General features: G+C 72.4%; 15 protein-coding genes. 12 read left to right on the top strand and 3 right to left on the bottom strand.

Going from position 1 to position 16,349, the window contains the following annotated elements:
* Nucleotides 1-22: 22 nt before the first annotated feature.
* The 3 genes from idi to ACF07V_RS20855 form a co-directional block, all read right to left on the bottom strand.
* Nucleotides 23-643: an isopentenyl-diphosphate Delta-isomerase gene (idi, locus tag ACF07V_RS20865; protein WP_392156081.1), complete on the bottom strand. Its 621-nt coding sequence runs from the start codon at nt 641-643 to the stop codon at nt 23-25.
* Nucleotides 644-795: 152 nt separating this feature from the next.
* Nucleotides 796-2,055 (bottom strand): GNAT family N-acetyltransferase, encoded by a 1,260-nt coding sequence (locus ACF07V_RS20860; RefSeq protein ID WP_392156080.1) that lies wholly within the window; start codon nt 2,053-2,055, stop codon nt 796-798.
* A 204-nt stretch (nt 2,056-2,259) separates the two neighbouring features.
* Nucleotides 2,260-3,201 (bottom strand): cation diffusion facilitator family transporter, encoded by a 942-nt coding sequence (locus ACF07V_RS20855; RefSeq protein WP_392156078.1) that lies wholly within the window; start codon nt 3,199-3,201, stop codon nt 2,260-2,262.
* A 388-nt stretch (nt 3,202-3,589) separates the two neighbouring features.
* Between ACF07V_RS20855 and ACF07V_RS20850 the strand changes: the two genes are divergently transcribed.
* From ACF07V_RS20850 to ACF07V_RS20795, 12 genes are all read left to right on the top strand, one after another.
* A complete protein-coding gene (locus ACF07V_RS20850) occupies nt 3,590-5,392 on the top strand; it encodes a DUF5941 domain-containing protein (protein WP_392156422.1) in 1,803 nt (600 codons plus the stop codon).
* Complete coding sequence (locus ACF07V_RS20845; protein ID WP_392156077.1) at nt 5,389-6,138, top strand: sugar phosphate nucleotidyltransferase; 750 nt, start codon at nt 5,389-5,391, stop codon at nt 6,136-6,138. The genes ACF07V_RS20850 and ACF07V_RS20845 overlap by 4 nt, the downstream gene beginning before the upstream one ends.
* Entirely contained in the window at nt 6,126-7,187 is a 1,062-nt protein-coding gene (locus tag ACF07V_RS20840; RefSeq protein ID WP_351186362.1) for an iron-containing alcohol dehydrogenase family protein, read from the top strand. Before ACF07V_RS20845 ends, ACF07V_RS20840 begins: the two co-directional genes overlap by 13 nt.
* A gap of 10 nt (nt 7,188-7,197) precedes the next feature.
* Complete coding sequence (locus ACF07V_RS20835) at nt 7,198-7,977, top strand: CDP-alcohol phosphatidyltransferase family protein (RefSeq protein ID WP_351186364.1); 780 nt, start codon at nt 7,198-7,200, stop codon at nt 7,975-7,977.
* Nucleotides 7,978-8,024: 47 nt separating this feature from the next.
* On the top strand, nt 8,025-8,870 hold the full coding sequence (locus tag ACF07V_RS20830) for a glycosyltransferase family 2 protein (protein WP_392156421.1): 846 nt from the start codon (nt 8,025-8,027) through the stop codon (nt 8,868-8,870).
* A 50-nt stretch (nt 8,871-8,920) separates the two neighbouring features.
* Nucleotides 8,921-9,850: an ABC transporter permease gene (locus ACF07V_RS20825; RefSeq protein WP_392156075.1), complete on the top strand. Its 930-nt coding sequence runs from the start codon at nt 8,921-8,923 to the stop codon at nt 9,848-9,850.
* Between the two features lie 13 nt (nt 9,851-9,863).
* Nucleotides 9,864-10,628, top strand: a complete 765-nt coding sequence (locus ACF07V_RS20820) for an ABC transporter ATP-binding protein (protein WP_392156419.1) — start codon at nt 9,864-9,866, stop codon at nt 10,626-10,628.
* A gap of 171 nt (nt 10,629-10,799) precedes the next feature.
* Nucleotides 10,800-11,447, top strand: coding sequence for a TetR/AcrR family transcriptional regulator (locus ACF07V_RS20815; protein WP_392156074.1), 648 nt, complete (start codon nt 10,800-10,802; stop codon nt 11,445-11,447).
* Between the two features lie 302 nt (nt 11,448-11,749).
* On the top strand, nt 11,750-12,661 hold the full coding sequence (gene hpnC / locus ACF07V_RS20810) for a squalene synthase HpnC (RefSeq protein ID WP_392156073.1): 912 nt from the start codon (nt 11,750-11,752) through the stop codon (nt 12,659-12,661).
* On the top strand, nt 12,658-13,608 hold the full coding sequence (gene hpnD, locus ACF07V_RS20805; RefSeq protein WP_392156072.1) for a presqualene diphosphate synthase HpnD: 951 nt from the start codon (nt 12,658-12,660) through the stop codon (nt 13,606-13,608). The genes hpnC and hpnD overlap by 4 nt, the downstream gene beginning before the upstream one ends.
* 103 nt (nt 13,609-13,711) lie before the next feature.
* A complete protein-coding gene (gene hpnE / locus ACF07V_RS20800) occupies nt 13,712-15,181 on the top strand; it encodes a hydroxysqualene dehydroxylase HpnE (RefSeq protein ID WP_392156071.1) in 1,470 nt (489 codons plus the stop codon).
* The gene (locus ACF07V_RS20795) at nt 15,178-16,278 is read left to right on the top strand and encodes a polyprenyl synthetase family protein (protein WP_392156070.1); all 1,101 of its coding nucleotides are present in this window, start codon (nt 15,178-15,180) and stop codon (nt 16,276-16,278) included. Before hpnE ends, ACF07V_RS20795 begins: the two co-directional genes overlap by 4 nt.
* Nucleotides 16,279-16,349 lie beyond the last annotated feature (71 nt).

Raw genomic sequence — 16,349 nt, 5'->3', positions numbered from 1 at the left:
GGCAGGGAGGCGCCTCCGGCGGTCACCAGCCGCCGGCCGGACCCGTCAGCTCCCTGATCGCCGGACGCGCCGCGTCCAGGACCGTCATGAACCAGGCCGAGAAGGGCACGGCGGCGTGCCGCTCGACGAGCTCGTCGGCGGTCACGAAGGCGGTGGACTCGATCTCCTCCGGGTCCGGCCGCGGGTCGGCCTGCACCAGGCCGACGAAGAGGTGGTTGAACTCCTGCTCCACCAGGCCCGAGGCCGGGTCCGGGTGGTTGTAGCGGACGGTGCCGGCCTCCGCGAGCAGCGTCGGCGAGACGCCCAGCTCCTCGAAGGTGCGCCGGGCCGCCGCGGCGAACGGCGCCTCGCCCGGGTAGGGGTGGCCGCAGCAGGTGTTCGACCAGACGCCGGGGGAGTGGTACTTGCCGAGCGCCCGCCGCTGGAGCAGCAGCCGGCCCGACTCGTCGAAGAGGAAGACGGAGAAGGCGCGGTGCAGCTGACCCGGCGCCTGGTGCGCGGCGAGCTTCTCCGCGGTGCCGATGGTCCTCCCCTCCTCGTCGACCAGTTCGAGCATGATCGGCGCCGGGACTCCGGACGGCTGGACGCCGTTCGACGCGGTCTCCGGCGAGATCTGAGCCGCGGGGGCTGGTGTGATCGGCATACCCATCCTTCGCATCGGTCCTCGGCCCGTTGGGGCCACCACAGTCTGCCGTACAAAACCGGCTTGTCCGTACTTCGGAGGCCGGACGTGGCCGCTCCCACCGCACCGGAGTACAGCCGGTGCGGCGGGAGCGGGAGGGGCTCAAAGGGGCACTACACCCCGAAAGGTGCCGGATAGACGAGCGTGCCCGGTGGAACGGGTACGGAACCGTCCAGGACGAGCGCCATCATCGCCTCGTCCGGAGCCTCGAAACCTGGCCGGATTCCATACTCGGACGCCCGTACGAACCCGAACCGCGGGTAGTACTCCGGATGGCCCAGGACGAGCACGAGCGGCTCGCCACGCAGCCGGGCCGCGTCCAGCACCGCCCGGACGACGGCCTGCCCGGCCCCCGTCCGCTGGTGGGCGGGAGCCACCGAGACCGGGGCGAGCGCGGCCGCGGGGACGCCGTCCACCAGACAGCGGGTGATCAGCGCGTGCGCCGCGACCGTGCCGTCCGGGGCCTCGGCCACGTACGACAGACCCGGCAGCCAGGCGTCGTCGCGCCGCAGCGCGTCGACCAGATCGGCCTCCGTCCGCGAAGGCGCGGCCTCCGACCCGAAGGCCGTGGCCACGACCCGGTGGATCGCCGCCGCGTCCGCGTCGGTCTCCGGACGGGTGCGCCAGCGCGGATCGGCGAGCCGCAGGACGAAGCCGGCGTACCCGTAGTCGGTGCCGTGATCGCGCCGCAGCGCGATCTCGGCGCGGGCCCCGGCCACCGCCTCGGCCATGCCGGGCACGGTGGTGTCCGCCGCCTCGGCGTGCGCGGCGAGCGGGACGTAGTACTCGTCCCAGTCGCTCTCGGGCTGCGGGACGGTCCCCAGGACGTGGTAGCCGGCCTCGACGGCCGCCGCCGCGTTCTCCGCGACGCTACGGAGGACGTAGTGGTCCTCCCAGAAGGCGCGGGCCGCCGGGCCCGGCTCCTCGGTGGTCCAGACGCACTCGGTGAGCACCAGGGTGCCGCCGGGCGCGAGGAGCCTGCGCCATTCGACCAGGGCCCGGTCGAAGCCGAGGACGAAGACCGAGCTCTCGGCCCAGACCAGATCGAAGGAGCCGTCGGGGAACGGCAGGGCGCCCATGTCGGCGTTCAGGGTGCGGACCGCGCCGTCGAGCCCGCGGGCGGCGGCGGTCCGCCGCAGCTCCGCGAGGAACGGTTCATGGGTGTCGACGGCGGTCACCTCGGCGCCCGCCTCGGCGGCCAGGAGCAGCGCGGAGCGGCCGGGGCCGCAGCCCAGGTCGAGCACGCGCGGACGCTCCGGCAGCCTCCCCGCGAGCGCGAGGAGCCGACGGGTGGTGGTGTCGGAGCCGGGACCCTGCCGCGGCAGACCGTGGTGCAGGGCGAAGAAGGAGTCGTGCAGAGCGTTGTCGGACAACGTGGAAACCCTTTGTGAAGAGGGTCCCGGCCGACGACGTGACGTACCGGTGGGAAGGACCGGGATCAGGTCAGCCGGAGACCCGGAGGCTGAGGGACGACCGGGCGCTGCCGCACTGGGCAGCCTCCATCGCGACGGTCATCAACCTCAGCTCCTCTCCACACGCGTTCGTCCGAGCAGATTAACAGGCGGCGCCCCGCGGCGTCAGAGGCAGAGCTTCGCCTCGTGCTCCGCGTGCCCGACCGGCTCCAGCTGGAAGGTGCAGTGCTCCACGTCGAAGTGCGAGCCCAGGCAGCCCTGGAGGGCGTGCAGCATCTTCTCGTGCCCGACCGAGTCCAGCGCGTCCTGGTCGACGACCACGTGCGCCGAGAGCACCGGCATCCCCGAGGTGATCGTCCAGGCGTGCAGGTCGTGGACGTCCTCGACGCCCGGCAGGGCCAGGATGTGCGCCCGCACCTCCGCCATGTCGACGCCCTTGGGGGCCGCCTCCAGGAGGACGTCCAGGGTCTCGCGCAGCAGCTTGAGCGTGCGCGGCACGATCATCAGGCCGATCACGATCGAGGCGATCGGGTCGGCGTACTGCCAGCCCGTGGCCAGGATGATCGCGGACGCGACGATCACGGTCACCGAACCCAGCGCGTCCGCGAGCACCTCCAGATACGCCCCGCGCACATTGAGGCTCTCCTTCTGGCCCCGCATGAGCAGCGACAGCGAGATCACATTGGCCACCAGGCCGATCACCGCGAACGCGATCGCCAGACCGCCCTTGGTCTCGGCCGGCTGGATGAACCGCTGGATCGCCTCGTACAGCACGTAACCGCCGACGACGAGCAGCAGCAGACAGTTGGCGAGCGCCGCCAGGATCTCGGCCCGGGCGTACCCGAACGTGCGGTTCCCCGAGGGCGGCCGGTTCGCGAAGTGGATCGCGAGGAGCGCCATCGCGAGACCGACGGCGTCGGTCGCCATGTGGGCCGCGTCCGCGATCAGCGCGAGCGAGTCGGCCACCAGACCGCCGATGATCTCGATCACCATCACGGAGAGCGTGATGCCGAGCGCGATCCGCAGCCGGTTCCGGTACGCGGCAGCCGCCGTACCCGTCGGCGGCGGGCCGCCGTGGCTGTGCCCGTGGTCGTGTCCAGCCCCCATGACAAGGCCTCCCGGTCGTGTCGCTCGTGTGCCCCGATTCGCAAGTGAACTACGGGTGGGGGGTATGTGCAACACGGTACTGAACACCGTTGTCATATGCTCTGACCTGCGACAACGTCGGAGCGCGGTGGCGGTGCCGCCGGCCGTCCCGAGCGGGTTTGTGGGGCGGGCCGCCGATCGCCCATGATGATCTCCGCAGCACACGGCGCACCCGGACAGACACGGACGGTCCCGGGGGAGTCCTGGCGGCGAAGCCTCGGTGAACTCGTGTTCCGTTCATCCGATAGCCTCAGCCGACGTGTCGCCGCCCGGTGCCGGGCCACACCGCCGCGCCCGGGGCCGCCATGGCCCCGCCGGCCCCTCCGTCAGCTTCAAGGAGTGAGTTCGTCTGTCGACCGCCATCCTCACCGGCCCGCCGGCACCCGGATCCTCGCTCGACGGCGATCTGCGGTCGCTCGGCTTCGACGTCCGGATCGCCTCCGGCGCCGAGGAGGCCGGTGCCCTGCTGGCCGCCGTCCCGGCGGGCGAGCGCGTCGCGCTCGTCGACCCCCGGTTCGTCGGTCACCTGCACGCGCTGCGCCTCACCCTGACCGACCCCCGTTTTCCCGCGGCCGCCGCCCCCGGCGCGCTCACCGCGCAGCGCGAGGCCCGCCCCGCGCTCGCCCGCGCCCTGGACACGGTCTCCGCGACCACCGGGCCCGCCGCCACCGGCACGCTCACCGACGGCCTCACCGACGCGCTCGCCGAGGCCCTCGACGCCGACGGCGTCGCCGTGCACCGGCCCCAGCTCGGCACCCTCGTCGCCACCGTGCCCACCGACGCCGAGGCCCGCCACGAGGCCCGCGCCGCCGTCGAGGCCGTCGACGACGAGGCCGTACGCCTGCGCTCGGCCGTCAAGGCGCACGACGGCTTCTTCACCACCTTCTTCATCAGCCCGTACTCGCGCTACATCGCCCGCTGGTGCGCGCGCCGCGGTCTCACGCCCAACCAGGTCACCACCGCCTCGCTGCTCACCGCCCTGATCGCGGCCGGCTGCGCGGCGACCGGCGAGCGCGGCGGCTACATCGCCGCCGGCGTCCTCCTCCTGGTCTCCTTCGTCCTGGACTGCACCGACGGGCAGCTCGCCCGCTACGCGCTCAAGTACTCGACGATGGGCGCCTGGCTCGACGCCACCTTCGACCGCGCCAAGGAGTACGCCTTCTACGCGGGCCTCGCCCTCGGCGCCGCCCGCGACGGGGACGACGTCTGGGCGCTCGCGCTCGGCGCCATGGTCCTCATGACCTGCCGGCACGTCGTGGACTTCTCCTTCAACGAGGCCAACCACGACGCCACCGCCAACACCAGCCCGACCGCCGCCCTCTCCAGCAAGCTGGACAGCGTCGGCTGGACGGTCTGGGCCCGCCGCATGATCATCCTGCCGATCGGCGAGCGCTGGGCGATGATCGCCGTCCTCACCGCCACGACCAGCCCCCGGATCGTCTTCTGGGCCCTGATCATCGGCTGCGCCTTCGGCGCCTGCTACACCACGGCCGGCCGCGTCCTGCGCTCCCTGACCCGCAAGGCGAAGCGCACGGACCGGGCCGCCCAGGCCCTGGCGGACCTCGCGGACTCGGGCCCGCTGGCCGCGCTGGTGGGCCGGGTGTGGAAGCACCACCCGATGCGCCTCCCGTTCGCCGTGGCAGGAGCCGCCCTCCTGCTCGCCACCGCATGGGTGGAGCCGTTCGGCTCCTGGATCACGGTCTCCGCGGCGATCGTCTACGTCCTGACGAGCGGCAGCGCGGTCGCCAAGCCCCTGAAGGGCGCCCTCGACTGGCTCGAACCGCCCGTCTTCCGCGCCGCCGAGTACGGCACGGTGCTCATCCTCGCGGCCAAGGCGGACGCCGCCCACGCACTCCCCGCCGCATTCGGGCTGGTCGCGGCCGTCGCCTACCATCACTACGACACGGTGTACCGCATTCGCGGCGGCACCGGCGCGCCGCCCGCCTGGCTGGTGCGCGTCACCGGCGGACACGAGGGGCGCACGCTCCTGGTGACCGTCCTCGCCGCCCTGCTGGCGGACCGCGGCGACGACTTCACCCTGGCACTGACCGCGACGGCGGTCGCCGTCGCGCTGGTGGTGCTCGTGGAGTCCATCCGCTTCTGGGTCTCCTCCGGAGCACCCGCCGTTCACGACGAAGGAGAAACAGCATGATCGGCCTCGTACTGGCAGCCGGTGCCGGACGGCGTCTGCGCCCCTACACCGAGACGCTTCCGAAGGCCCTCGTGCCCGTGTCCGGCGAGGGCACCGAGAACGAGCTGACCATCCTCGACGGCACGCTCAAGAACTTCGCCGAGATCGGCCTCACCGAGGTCGCGATCGTCGTCGGCTACCGCAAGGAGGCCGTCTACGACCGCAAGGACGCCCTGGAGGCCAAGTACGGCCTCAAGCTCACCCTGATCGACAACGACAAGGCCGAGGAGTGGAACAACGCCTACTCCCTGTGGTGCGCCCGTGAGGTCCTCAAGCGCGGTGTGATCCTCGCCAACGGCGACACCGTCCACCCGGTCTCCGTCGAGAAGACCCTGCTCGCCGCCCGCGGCAAGGGGCAGATCATCCTCGCCCTCGACACGGTGAAGAGCCTCGCCGACGAGGAGATGAAGGTCATCGTCGCCGAGGGCAAGGGCGTCGAGCGCATCACCAAGCTGATGGACCCGGCCACCGCCACCGGCGAGTACATCGGTGTCACCCTCATCGAGGCCGAGGCCGCCGAGGAGCTCGCCGACGCGCTCAAGGCCACCTTCGAGCGCGACCCCGACCTCTACTACGAGGACGGCTACCAGGAGCTGGTCAACCGCGGCTTCACCGTCGACATCGAGCCCATCGGTGACGTCAAGTGGGTCGAGATCGACAACCACGACGACCTCGCGAAGGGCCGTGAGATCGCGTGCCAGTACTGACTCGGCTGATCCCTTCGCCGGTCGTCGTCGACATCCGCCGGGGAGCGCTGGACGACCTGTCCGCGCTCCTCGCGGACCAGCGGATCTCCAGCAACGGCAAGATCGCCGTCGCCATCAGCGGCGGCTCGGGCCTCAAGCTGCGTGACCACTTCGCCCCCGAGCTGCCCGGCGCCGACTGGTACCCGGTCTCGGGCGGCACGATCGACGAGGCCGTCAAGCTCGCCGACGCCATGCGCGGCAAGCGGTACGACGCCGTGGTCGCCCTCGGTGGCGGCAAGATCATCGACGTGACGAAGTACGCGGCGGCCCGGGTCGGACTGCCGCTGGTGGCGATCGCCACCAACCTGTCGCACGACGGGATCTGCTCGCCGATCTCCACCCTGGACAACGACAACGGGCGCGGCTCCTACGGTGTGCCGACCCCGATCGCGCTGGTCATCGACCTCGACGTGATCCGGGACGCCCCCGTGCGGTACGTCCGCTCCGGCATCGGCGACGCGATCTCCAACCTGTCCGCCATCGCGGACTGGGAGCTCTCGCACCGCGAGACCGGCGAGAAGGTCGACGGCCTCGCGGCCGCCATGGCCCGCAGCGCCGGCGAGGCCGTGCTCCGCCACCCCGGCGGCGTCGGCGACGACGACTTCCTCGTCACGCTCTCCGAGGGCCTGGTGATGTCCGGCATCGCCATGTCGATCAGCGGTGACAGCCGCCCCTCCTCGGGCGCCTGCCACGAGATCAGCCACGCCTTCGACCTGCTCTTCCCGGCCCGCGCCGCCAGCCACGGCGAGCAGTGCGGTCTCGGCGCGGCCTTCGCCATGCACCTGCGCGGCGACCGCGACGCCTCCGCGCTGATGGTCGAGACCCTGCGCCGGCACGGACTGCCCGTCCTGCCGGAGGAGATGGGCTTCACCGTGGACGAGTTCGTCCAGGCGGTGTCCTTCGCCCCGCAGACCCGGCCGGGCCGCTTCACCATCCTCGAACACCTCGACCTGTCCGACGACGAGATCAGGGACGCGTACGCCGACTATGCCAAATCCATCGGTAGCTGAGGTCCGTCCCGTGCGGAAGCCCTCGGTGGCGGAGCTCCGCCCGGTCGTCCACCCGCCGGGTGTGAAGGACCGGCGGAGCGGTGAGCACTGGGGCGGCCGCCTGTACATGCGGGAGATCTCGCTCAGGATCACCCGGCAGCTCGTCGGCACCAAGGTGACGCCGAACCAGCTCACGTACGTCATGACGCTCGCGGGCGTCCTCGCCGCACCCGCCCTGCTCGTGCCCGGGATCCCGGGGGCGCTGCTCGGCGCGCTCATGGTCCAGCTCTACCTGCTGCTCGACTGCGTCGACGGCGAGGTGGCCCGCTGGAAGAAGCAGTACTCGCTGGCCGGGGTCTATCTGGACCGGGTCGGCGCCTACCTGTGCGACGCGGCCGTCCTGGTCGGCTTCGGCCTGCGCGCCGCCGACCTGTGGGGCTCGGGCCGGATCGACTGGCTGTGGGCCTTCCTGGGCACGCTGGCCGCCCTCGGCGCCATCCTGATCAAGGCCGAGACCGACCTCGTCGGTGTCGCCCGCCACCAGGGCGGACTGCCGCCGGTCAAGGAGGCCGCTTCCGAGCCGCGCTCCTCCGGCATGGCGCTCGCCCGCCGGGCCGCCGCCGCGCTCAAGTTCCACCGGCTCGTCCTCGGCATCGAGGCCTCGCTGCTCATCGTGGTCCTGGCGATCGCGGACCAGGCCAGGGGAGACCTCTTCTTCTCCCGGCTCGGTGTCGCCGTCCTCGCCGGCATCGCCCTGCTCCAGACCGTGCTGCACCTGGTGTCGATCATGGTCTCCAGCAGGCTGAAGTGAGGCCGGCCGTGAGTACGCCGCTCAGGGTGGGTGCCGTCGTCATCACGATGGGCACCCGCCCCGACGACCTGCGCGCGCTCATCGACTCGATCGCGAAGCAGGAGGGCGACCCGGTCGAGGTCGTCGTCGTCGGTCAGGGCGCCCCGGTCACCGGGGTGCCCGACTGGGTGCGGACCGTCGACCTGCCCGAGAACCTGGGCATCCCCGGCGGCCGTAACGTCGGCATCGAGGCCTTCGGCCCCGGCGGCACCGACGTCGACGTCCTGCTCTTCCTGGACGACGACGGGCTGCTCGCCCACACCGACACCGCCGAGCTGGTCCGGCAGGCCTTCACCGCCGACCCGCGCCTCGGGATCATCAGCTTCCGGATCGCCGATCCGGAGACCGGGGTCACCCAGCGCCGGCACGTGCCGCGGCTCCGCTCCGCGGACCCGATGCGCTCCTCGCGGGTGACCACCTTCCTCGGCGGCGCCAACGCCGTCCGCACCAAGGTCTTCGCCGAAGTCGGCGGTCTGCCCGACGATTTCTTCTACGCCCACGAGGAGACCGACCTCGCCTGGCGCGCGCTCGACGCCGACTGGATGATCGACTACCGTTCCGACATGGTGCTGCTGCACCCCACCACAGCCCCGTCACGGCACGCCTCGTACCACTTCAACGTGGCCCGCAACCGAGTGTGGCTGGCTCGTCGCAATCTGCCCGCGCCCCTGGTGCCGGTCTATCCCGGCGTCTGGCTCCTGCTCACCCTGGCCCGGCGGCCCTCGCCCTCCGCGCTGAAGGCGTGGCTCGGCGGATTCCGCGCGGGCTGGACGACCCCCTGCGGACCGCGCCGCCCCATGAGGTGGCGTACGGTGTGGCGCCTGACCCGGCTGGGTCGCCCCCCGGTCGTCTGACATCGTGGTACCCGACGTGCCGCGCATCTTGAACACGAAAGTTTCGACTTGTGAGTGACACACACCAGGGCGGGGCGGTCGCGACGAGCGCGCCTCCGTCCGTCGACGAGGGCCTCTCCTCGGCCGCGCTGGCCACGAAGTACGGCCTCTCGGTCAGCGGTGCCCGGCCCGGTCTCGGCGAGTACGTCCGTGAGCTGTGGAGCCGCCGCCACTTCATCCTGGCCTTCTCCTCCGCGAAGCTGACCGCCCAGTACAGCCAGGCGAAGCTGGGCCAGGTGTGGCAGGTGGCGACCCCGCTCCTGAACGCCCTGGTCTACTACCTGATCTTCGGGCTCATCCTGGACGCCGGCCGTGGCATGTCCAAGGGGGTCTACATCCCCTTCCTCGTCACCGGCATCTTCGTGTTCACCTTCACCCAGAGCTCGGTCATGGCGGGCGTCCGGGCGATCTCGGGGAACCTCGGACTCGTCCGGGCCCTGCACTTCCCGCGCGCCACCCTCCCGATCTCCTTCTCGCTGCAGCAGCTCCAGCAGCTGCTGTACTCGATGATCGTGCTCGTGGCGGTCGCGGTCTTCTTCGGCAGCTACCCCTCGCTCCGCTGGCTGCTGGTGATCCCGGCGCTGGCCCTGCAGTTCGTGTTCAACACGGGCCTCGCCATGATCGTGGCCAGGATGGGCGCCAAGACGCCCGACCTCGCCCAGCTGATGCCCTTCATCATGCGCACCTGGATGTACGCGTCCGGCGTGATGTTCTCGATCCAGACGATGCTCGCCGACAAGCCGGCCTGGATCTCCGACATCCTCATGTACAACCCGGCGGCCGTGTACATGGACCTGATGCGCTACGCCCTCATCGAGGGGTACAGCGCGCACAACCTGCCGGACCACGTCTGGATCACCGCGCTCGCCTGGGCCGTGATCTTCGGCATCGGCGGTTTCGTCTACTTCTGGAAGGCCGAGGAGAGGTACGGCCGTGGCTGACTCGAACCAGGGCATGGTCCCCACCGTCATCTGCGACGACGTCCACATCGTCTACCGGGTCAACGCCGGTGGCGGCGGCAAGGGCAGCGCCACGGCGGCGCTCAGCCGGATCGTCGGCCGCGGCAAGGCCGAGGTCTCCCGGGGCGTCCGCAAGGTCCACGCGGTCCGCGGCGTCACCTTCACCGCCTACCGCGGCGAGGCCATCGGCCTCATCGGCTCCAACGGCTCCGGCAAGTCCACCCTGCTGCGCGCCATCGCCGGTCTGCTCCCCACCGAGAGCGGCAGCGTCTTCACCGACGGGCAGCCCTCGCTGCTGGGCGTCAACGCAGCCCTCATGAACGACCTCACCGGCGAGCGCAACGTGATCCTCGGCGGTCTCGCCATGGGCATGAGCCGCGAGGAGGTGAAGTCCCGCTACGAGGGCATCGTCGACTTCTCCGGCATCAACGAGAAGGGCGACTTCATCAGCCTGCCCATGCGGACGTACTCCTCCGGAATGGGCGCCCGGCTCCGCTTCGCCATCGCGGCCGCCAAGAACCACGACGTCCTCCTCATCGACGAGGCCCTCGCCACCGGTGACCGCAAGTTCCAGATCCGCTCCGAGGAGCGGATCCGCGAGCTCCGCAAGGAGGCCGGCACGGTCTTCCTGGTGAGCCACAGCAACAAGTCCATCCGGGACACCTGCGACCGGGTCCTCTGGCTGGAGAAGGGGCAGCTCCTGATGGACGGCCCCACCGAGGAAGTCCTCAAGGCGTACGAGCGCGAGACCGCGCGCTGAGTTCCCTCGCGCCGTGGAGCCCCTGCCGGATTCATCCGGCAGGGGCTCTTCCGCCGACCCGTCTCCCACCACCACCCTTGCTCGACGGTGCTGCGCACCAGCCCCATTTCCCCGCGCGTCGCGACGCCCACCTGGAATGTTCATGCGGTTAACTTCGGGCAGGATGAGCCCATGGCAGCGACCTCGGCGGGAAAGACCTACCACCACGGCGATCTGCGCAACGCGCTGATCTGCGCGGCCGTCGACCTCGCCGGCGAAGGCGGCCCCGAGCGGGTCGTCCTGCGCGAGGCGGCCCGCCGGGTCGGTGTCTCGCCCACCGCCGCCTACCGGCACTTCGACGGCCGCGGCGAACTCCTCCGCACCGTCCGGGCCCACGCCCGCCGGGAGCTCGCCGCCGCCATGGAGCGGGCCGCCGCCCGCGAACCCGGCGCCGACGACCCCGTCCTCGCGGCCGAGCGCCGGGTCACCGCCCTCTGTCGGGGGTACGTCGGCTTCGCCGTGGAGCAGCCCGGCCTCTACCGGGCCGCGTTCTGTGTCCCCCGCCCCGCCACCGCGGGCGAGCCCACGCCCGACCGCCCGCCGGCCGAGCCCGAGATCCGCGCGTTCACCCTGCTCAGGGAGGCACTGGAAGCCCTCGCCGTGCTCGGCACCGCGCGGCGCGGTGCCCGCCCCGCCACCGGCGCCGCCGCGTGGTCGGCCGTTCACGGACTGTCACTCCTCCTGGTCGACGGGCCCCTTCGCCGTCTCTCCGCCCAGGGCAGGAGTGTCGTCGTCGAGGCGACCCTCGCCATGGTGGTCTGCGGGGCGACCGCGGACTGACCCCGAACTCCCTTGCGGGGAAGGCTTGTTGGCGGCCCGTGCGGGTGTGGTGCGCAACCCCGGCCACCCCGGAATGGCGAAGGTCGTCGTACAACGTAAGCTGGACCGGTCTGTTTCGCGGCAAGTAGGGCGATACCCCGCGGCCATCGGGCCCCCGGGTGGCGGCCCCACGGGCAGGGGTCGGCGGCGTGTCCGAAATAGGATGGATTGGATCGGCAGTGTAGAACGGGAGACGTGACGGCCATGACGCAGAATCTCCAGCTCCACGAGGGTGTCGCCGTCCCTCCGTCGGGAACCGCCCAGTGACGGAGACCCGGCAGGCGCGCACCGACGCCTCCTCGCGCGCCACACTCGGCAAGGCCGCGGACGAGAACTTCCCCGTGGCCCCCTTCTTCCTGCCCCGCGCCTGGCGCGACGACCTCATGGCCGTCTACGGCTTCGCCCGGCTCGTCGACGACATCGGCGACGGCGACCTCGCCCCCGGCGGCGCCGACGCCCGCCACCTCGGCGTCGACCCCGAGGCCGCGGCGGACCGGCTCGTCCTCCTCGACGCCTTCGAGGCCGACCTCCGCCGGGTCTTCGACTCCACCCCGCACCACCCCCTGCTGCGCGCGCTCCAGCCGACCGTCCGCCGGCGCGGGCTCACCCCCGGGCCCTTCCTCGGCCTGATCGCCGCCAACCGCCAGGACCAGCTGGTCCGCCGCTACGAGACGTACGACGACCTCCTCGCGTACTGCGAGCTCTCCGCCAACACCGTCGGCCGGCTCGTCCTCGCGATCACCGGCACCGACACCCCCGAGCGGATCCGGCGCTCCGACGAGATCTGCACCGCCCTCCAGATCGTCGAGCACCTCCAGGACGTCGCCGAGGACCTCGCCCGTGACCGGATCTACCTGCCGGCCGAGGACCTCAAGCGCTTCCACGTCACCGAGCGCGACCTCGCCGCACCCACCGCCGGCGCCTCCGTGCGGGCCCTGATCGCCTTCGAGGCCGAGCGGGCCCGCGCCCTCCTGCACGCGGGCGCCCCGCTCGTCGGCAGCGTCCACGGACGGCTCCGCCTCCTCCTCGCCGGGTTCACCGCCGGGGGACTCGCCGCGCTCGACGCCGTCACCGACGCCGGGTACGACGTACTGGCCGGCCCACCGAAGTCCACCAAGCCGAGCCTGATGCGCCAGGCGGGAGCGGTACTGCTCCGGGCGCGGAGAGAGGGGTGAGCGCGACCGTGGAGGCACAGCACCAGCCGTCCGCACCGGTCCAGGCCGCCTACAGCTACTGCGAGGCGGTCACCGGACAGCAGGCCCGCAACTTCGCCTACGGGATCCGGCTGCTCCCGGCCGAGAAGCGGCAGGCGATGTCCGCGCTGTACGCCTTCTCGCGGCGCGTCGACGACATCGGCGACGGCACCCTCCCGTCCGGGGAGAAGCGGGAGCGGCTCGAAGCCACCCGGGACATCCTCGACCGCATCCGCAAGGGCCTGGTCGAGGAGGACGACACCGACCCCGTCGCCGTCGCCCTCGCCGACTCGGCCCGCCGCTTCCCGATCCCGCTCGGCGGCCTCGACGAGCTCATCGACGGCGTCCTCATGGACGTGCGCGGCGCGACCTACGAGACCTGGGACGACCTCAAGGTCTACTGCCGCTGCGTCGCCGGCGCGATCGGCCGCCTCTCCCTCGGCGTCTTCGGCACCCAGCCCGGCGCCCAGGGCGCCGACCGGGCACCCGAGTACGCCGACACCCTGGGCCTGGCGCTCCAACTCACCAACATCCTCAGGGACGTACGCGAGGACGCCGGGAACGGGCGCACCTACCTGCCCGCCGACGACCTGGCCAAGTTCGGCTGCGGAGACGGCTTCGGCAGCCCGACGCCGGCCCCCGGCGCCGACTTCGCCGGGCTCGTCCACTTCGAAGTGCGGCGCGCCCGCGCCCTGTTCGCCGAGGGCTACCGGCTGCTGCCCATGCTCGACCGGCGCAGCGGCGCCTGCGTCGCCGCCATGGCCGGCATCTACCGCCGCCTCCTGGACCGCATCGAGCGCGACCCCGAGGCCGTCCTGCGCGGCCGCGTCTCCCTGCCGGGCCGCGAGAAGGCGTACGTCGCGGTGCGCGGCCTCTCCGGCCTCGACACCCGCCACATCGCCCGCCGCACGGTCAGGAGGCGCGCCTGATGCGCCCCTGCGCCCCCGCCCTCCGGGCAACCCCGGGCGCCGCTCCGGCGTCCCTGACCGAGGCGTCCCCGAATCCGACCGCGACGACCCGAACGGAGGCCGAGTGAACCCCGAAGGAACCGAGCGCACCACCCCGCCGGCCTCGCCCGGCGCCGGCCGGCGGCTCTCCGCCGTCGTCGTCGGCGGCGGGCTCGCCGGGATCACCTCCGCGCTCCAGCTCGCCGAGAGCGGCGTCCACGTCACCCTGCTCGAAGGCCGGCCCCGGCTCGGCGGCCTCGCCTTCTCCTTCCGCCGCGGCGAGCTGACCGTCGACAACGGCCAGCACGTCTACCTACGCTGCTGCACCGCCTACCGCTGGTTCCTCGACCGGGTCGGCGGCGCCCGGCTCGCGCCCCTCCAGGACCGCCTCGACGTCCCCGTCCTCGACGTGGCGCACCCCCGCGGCCCCCGGCTCGGCCGGATCCGCCGCGACAACCTCCCCGTACCGCTGCACCTCGCGCGCAGCCTCGCCACCTACCCGCACCTCTCCCTCGCCGAGCGCGCCTCCGTCGGCCGGGCCGCGCTCGCCCTGAAGAAGCTCGACCCGGCCGACCCGGCGCTCGACGGCATCGACTTCGCCACCTGGCTCGGCCGGCACGGACAGTCCCCGCGGACCGTCGAGGCCCTCTGGGACCTCGTCGGCATCCCCACCCTCAACGCCCCCGCCCCGCAGGCCTCCATGGGGCTCGCGGCGATGGTCTTCAAGACCGGACTCCTCTCCGAGCCCGGCGCCGCCGACATCGGCTGGGCCCACGTCCCGCTCGGCGAACTCCACGACACCCGCGCCGCGAAGGAACTCGACGCCCTCGGGGTCCGCACCGCGCTGCGCACCAAGGCCGAGCGGATCTCCCGTACGGACGACGGACGTTGGGCCGTCGACGTACCGGGGGAGCGGATCGAGGCCGACGCGGTCGTCCTCGCCGTCCCGCAGCACGAGACGCACGGCCTGCTGCCCGAGGGCGCCCTCGACGACCCCGACCGGCTCCTCGACATCGACACCGCGCCCATCCTCAACCTGCACGTCGTCTACGACCGCAAGGTGCTGAAGCAGCCCTTCTTCACCACGCTCGGCTCCCCGGTGCAGTGGGTCTTCGACCGCACCGACTCCTCGGGACTACTGAGGGGCGGGCCCGAAGGGCCCTCGGACAAGGGTGGTGGCGGGCGACGGGCGGGACAGTACCTCGCCGTCTCCCAGTCCGCCGCCCAGGACGAGATCGACGAACCCGTCGCCGCCCTGCGCGCGAAGTACCTCCCCGAGCTGGAGCGGCTCCTGCCCGCCGCCCGCGGCGCCGGGATCCGCGACTTCTTCGTCACCAGGGAGCGGACGGCCACGTTCGCCCCCACCCCGGGCGTCGGCCGGCTCCGGCCCGGCGCCCGCACCAGGGCCCCGGGGCTGTATCTGGCCGGGGCCTGGACCGCCACCGGCTGGCCCGCGACCATGGAGGGTGCCGTCCGCAGTGGTTTCAGCGCCGCGGGCGCCGCGCTCTCCGCCCTCGGCCGCCGCCATGACCATCCGCTGCAGGAGGCGGTATGAGTGTGAGTACCGGAACAAGAGGAGAGACCGTGCCGACAGTGCCGCCGGACAATCCGGCCGTCGACACCGCGGACGTGTCCGCACTGCTGGAGCGGGGGCGGACCCTGTCCACCCCCGTACTGCGGGCGGCCGTCGACCGCCTCGCGCCGCCCATGGACACCGTGGCCGCCTACCACTTCGGCTGGATCGACGCCCACGGCAACCCGACGGACGCCGACAGCGGCAAGGCCGTCCGCCCTGCGCTCGCCCTGCTGTCGGCCGAGGCCGCGGGTGTCGGGCCGGAGGTCGGGATCCCCGGCGCCGTCGCCGTGGAGCTCGTGCACAACTTCTCGCTGCTCCACGACGACCTGATGGACGGCGACGAGCAGCGCCGCCACCGCGACACGGTGTGGAAGGTGCACGGCCCCGCGCAGGCGATCCTCGTCGGCGACGCCCTCTTCGCCCTCGCCAACGAGATCCTGCTCGAACTCGGCACCGTCGAGGCCGGCCGCGCCACCCGCCGGCTGACCACGGCCAGCCGCAAGCTCATCGACGGGCAGGCCCAGGACATCTCCTACGAGCACCGCGAGCGGGTCACCGTCGAGGAGTGCCTGGAGATGGAGGGCAACAAGACCGGCGCCCTGCTCGCCTGCGCCGTCTCCATCGGCGCCGTCCTCGGCGGGGCCGACGACCGCACCGCCGACAAGCTGGAGGAGTACGGCTACCACCTCGGCCTCGCCTTCCAGGCCGTGGACGACCTCCTCGGCATCTGGGGCGACCCGGAGGCCACCGGCAAGCAGACCTGGAGCGACCTGCGCCAGCGCAAGAAGTCCCTCCCGGTCGTCGCCGCCCTCGCCGCGGGCGGTCCGGCCTCCGAGCGGCTCGGCGAACTGCTCGCCGCGGACGCCAAGTCCATCGACTTCGACACCTTCTCCGAGGAGGAGTTCGCCACCCGCGCGGCCCTCATCGAGGAGGCCGGAGGACGCGAGTGGACCTCCCAGGAGGCCCGCCGCCAGCACGCGATCGCGATCGCGGCGCTGAACGAGGTGGACATGCCCGCCCGTGTGCGGGCCCAGCTCACCGCACTGGCCGACTTCGTGGTCGTACGGAAGAGATGATCACCATCACCCTCATATGAGTTCGCAGTCGCCGGCCGGTGCCATCCGGCGCCGGCCGACGGCAGACCCGC

Source organism: Streptomyces sp. NPDC015661, assembly GCF_043077765.1.
Taxonomy (GTDB): domain Bacteria; phylum Actinomycetota; class Actinomycetes; order Streptomycetales; family Streptomycetaceae; genus Streptomyces.
The sequence above is the reverse complement of the archived record's forward strand: the minus strand, read 5'-3'. Positions and strand labels throughout refer to the sequence as shown.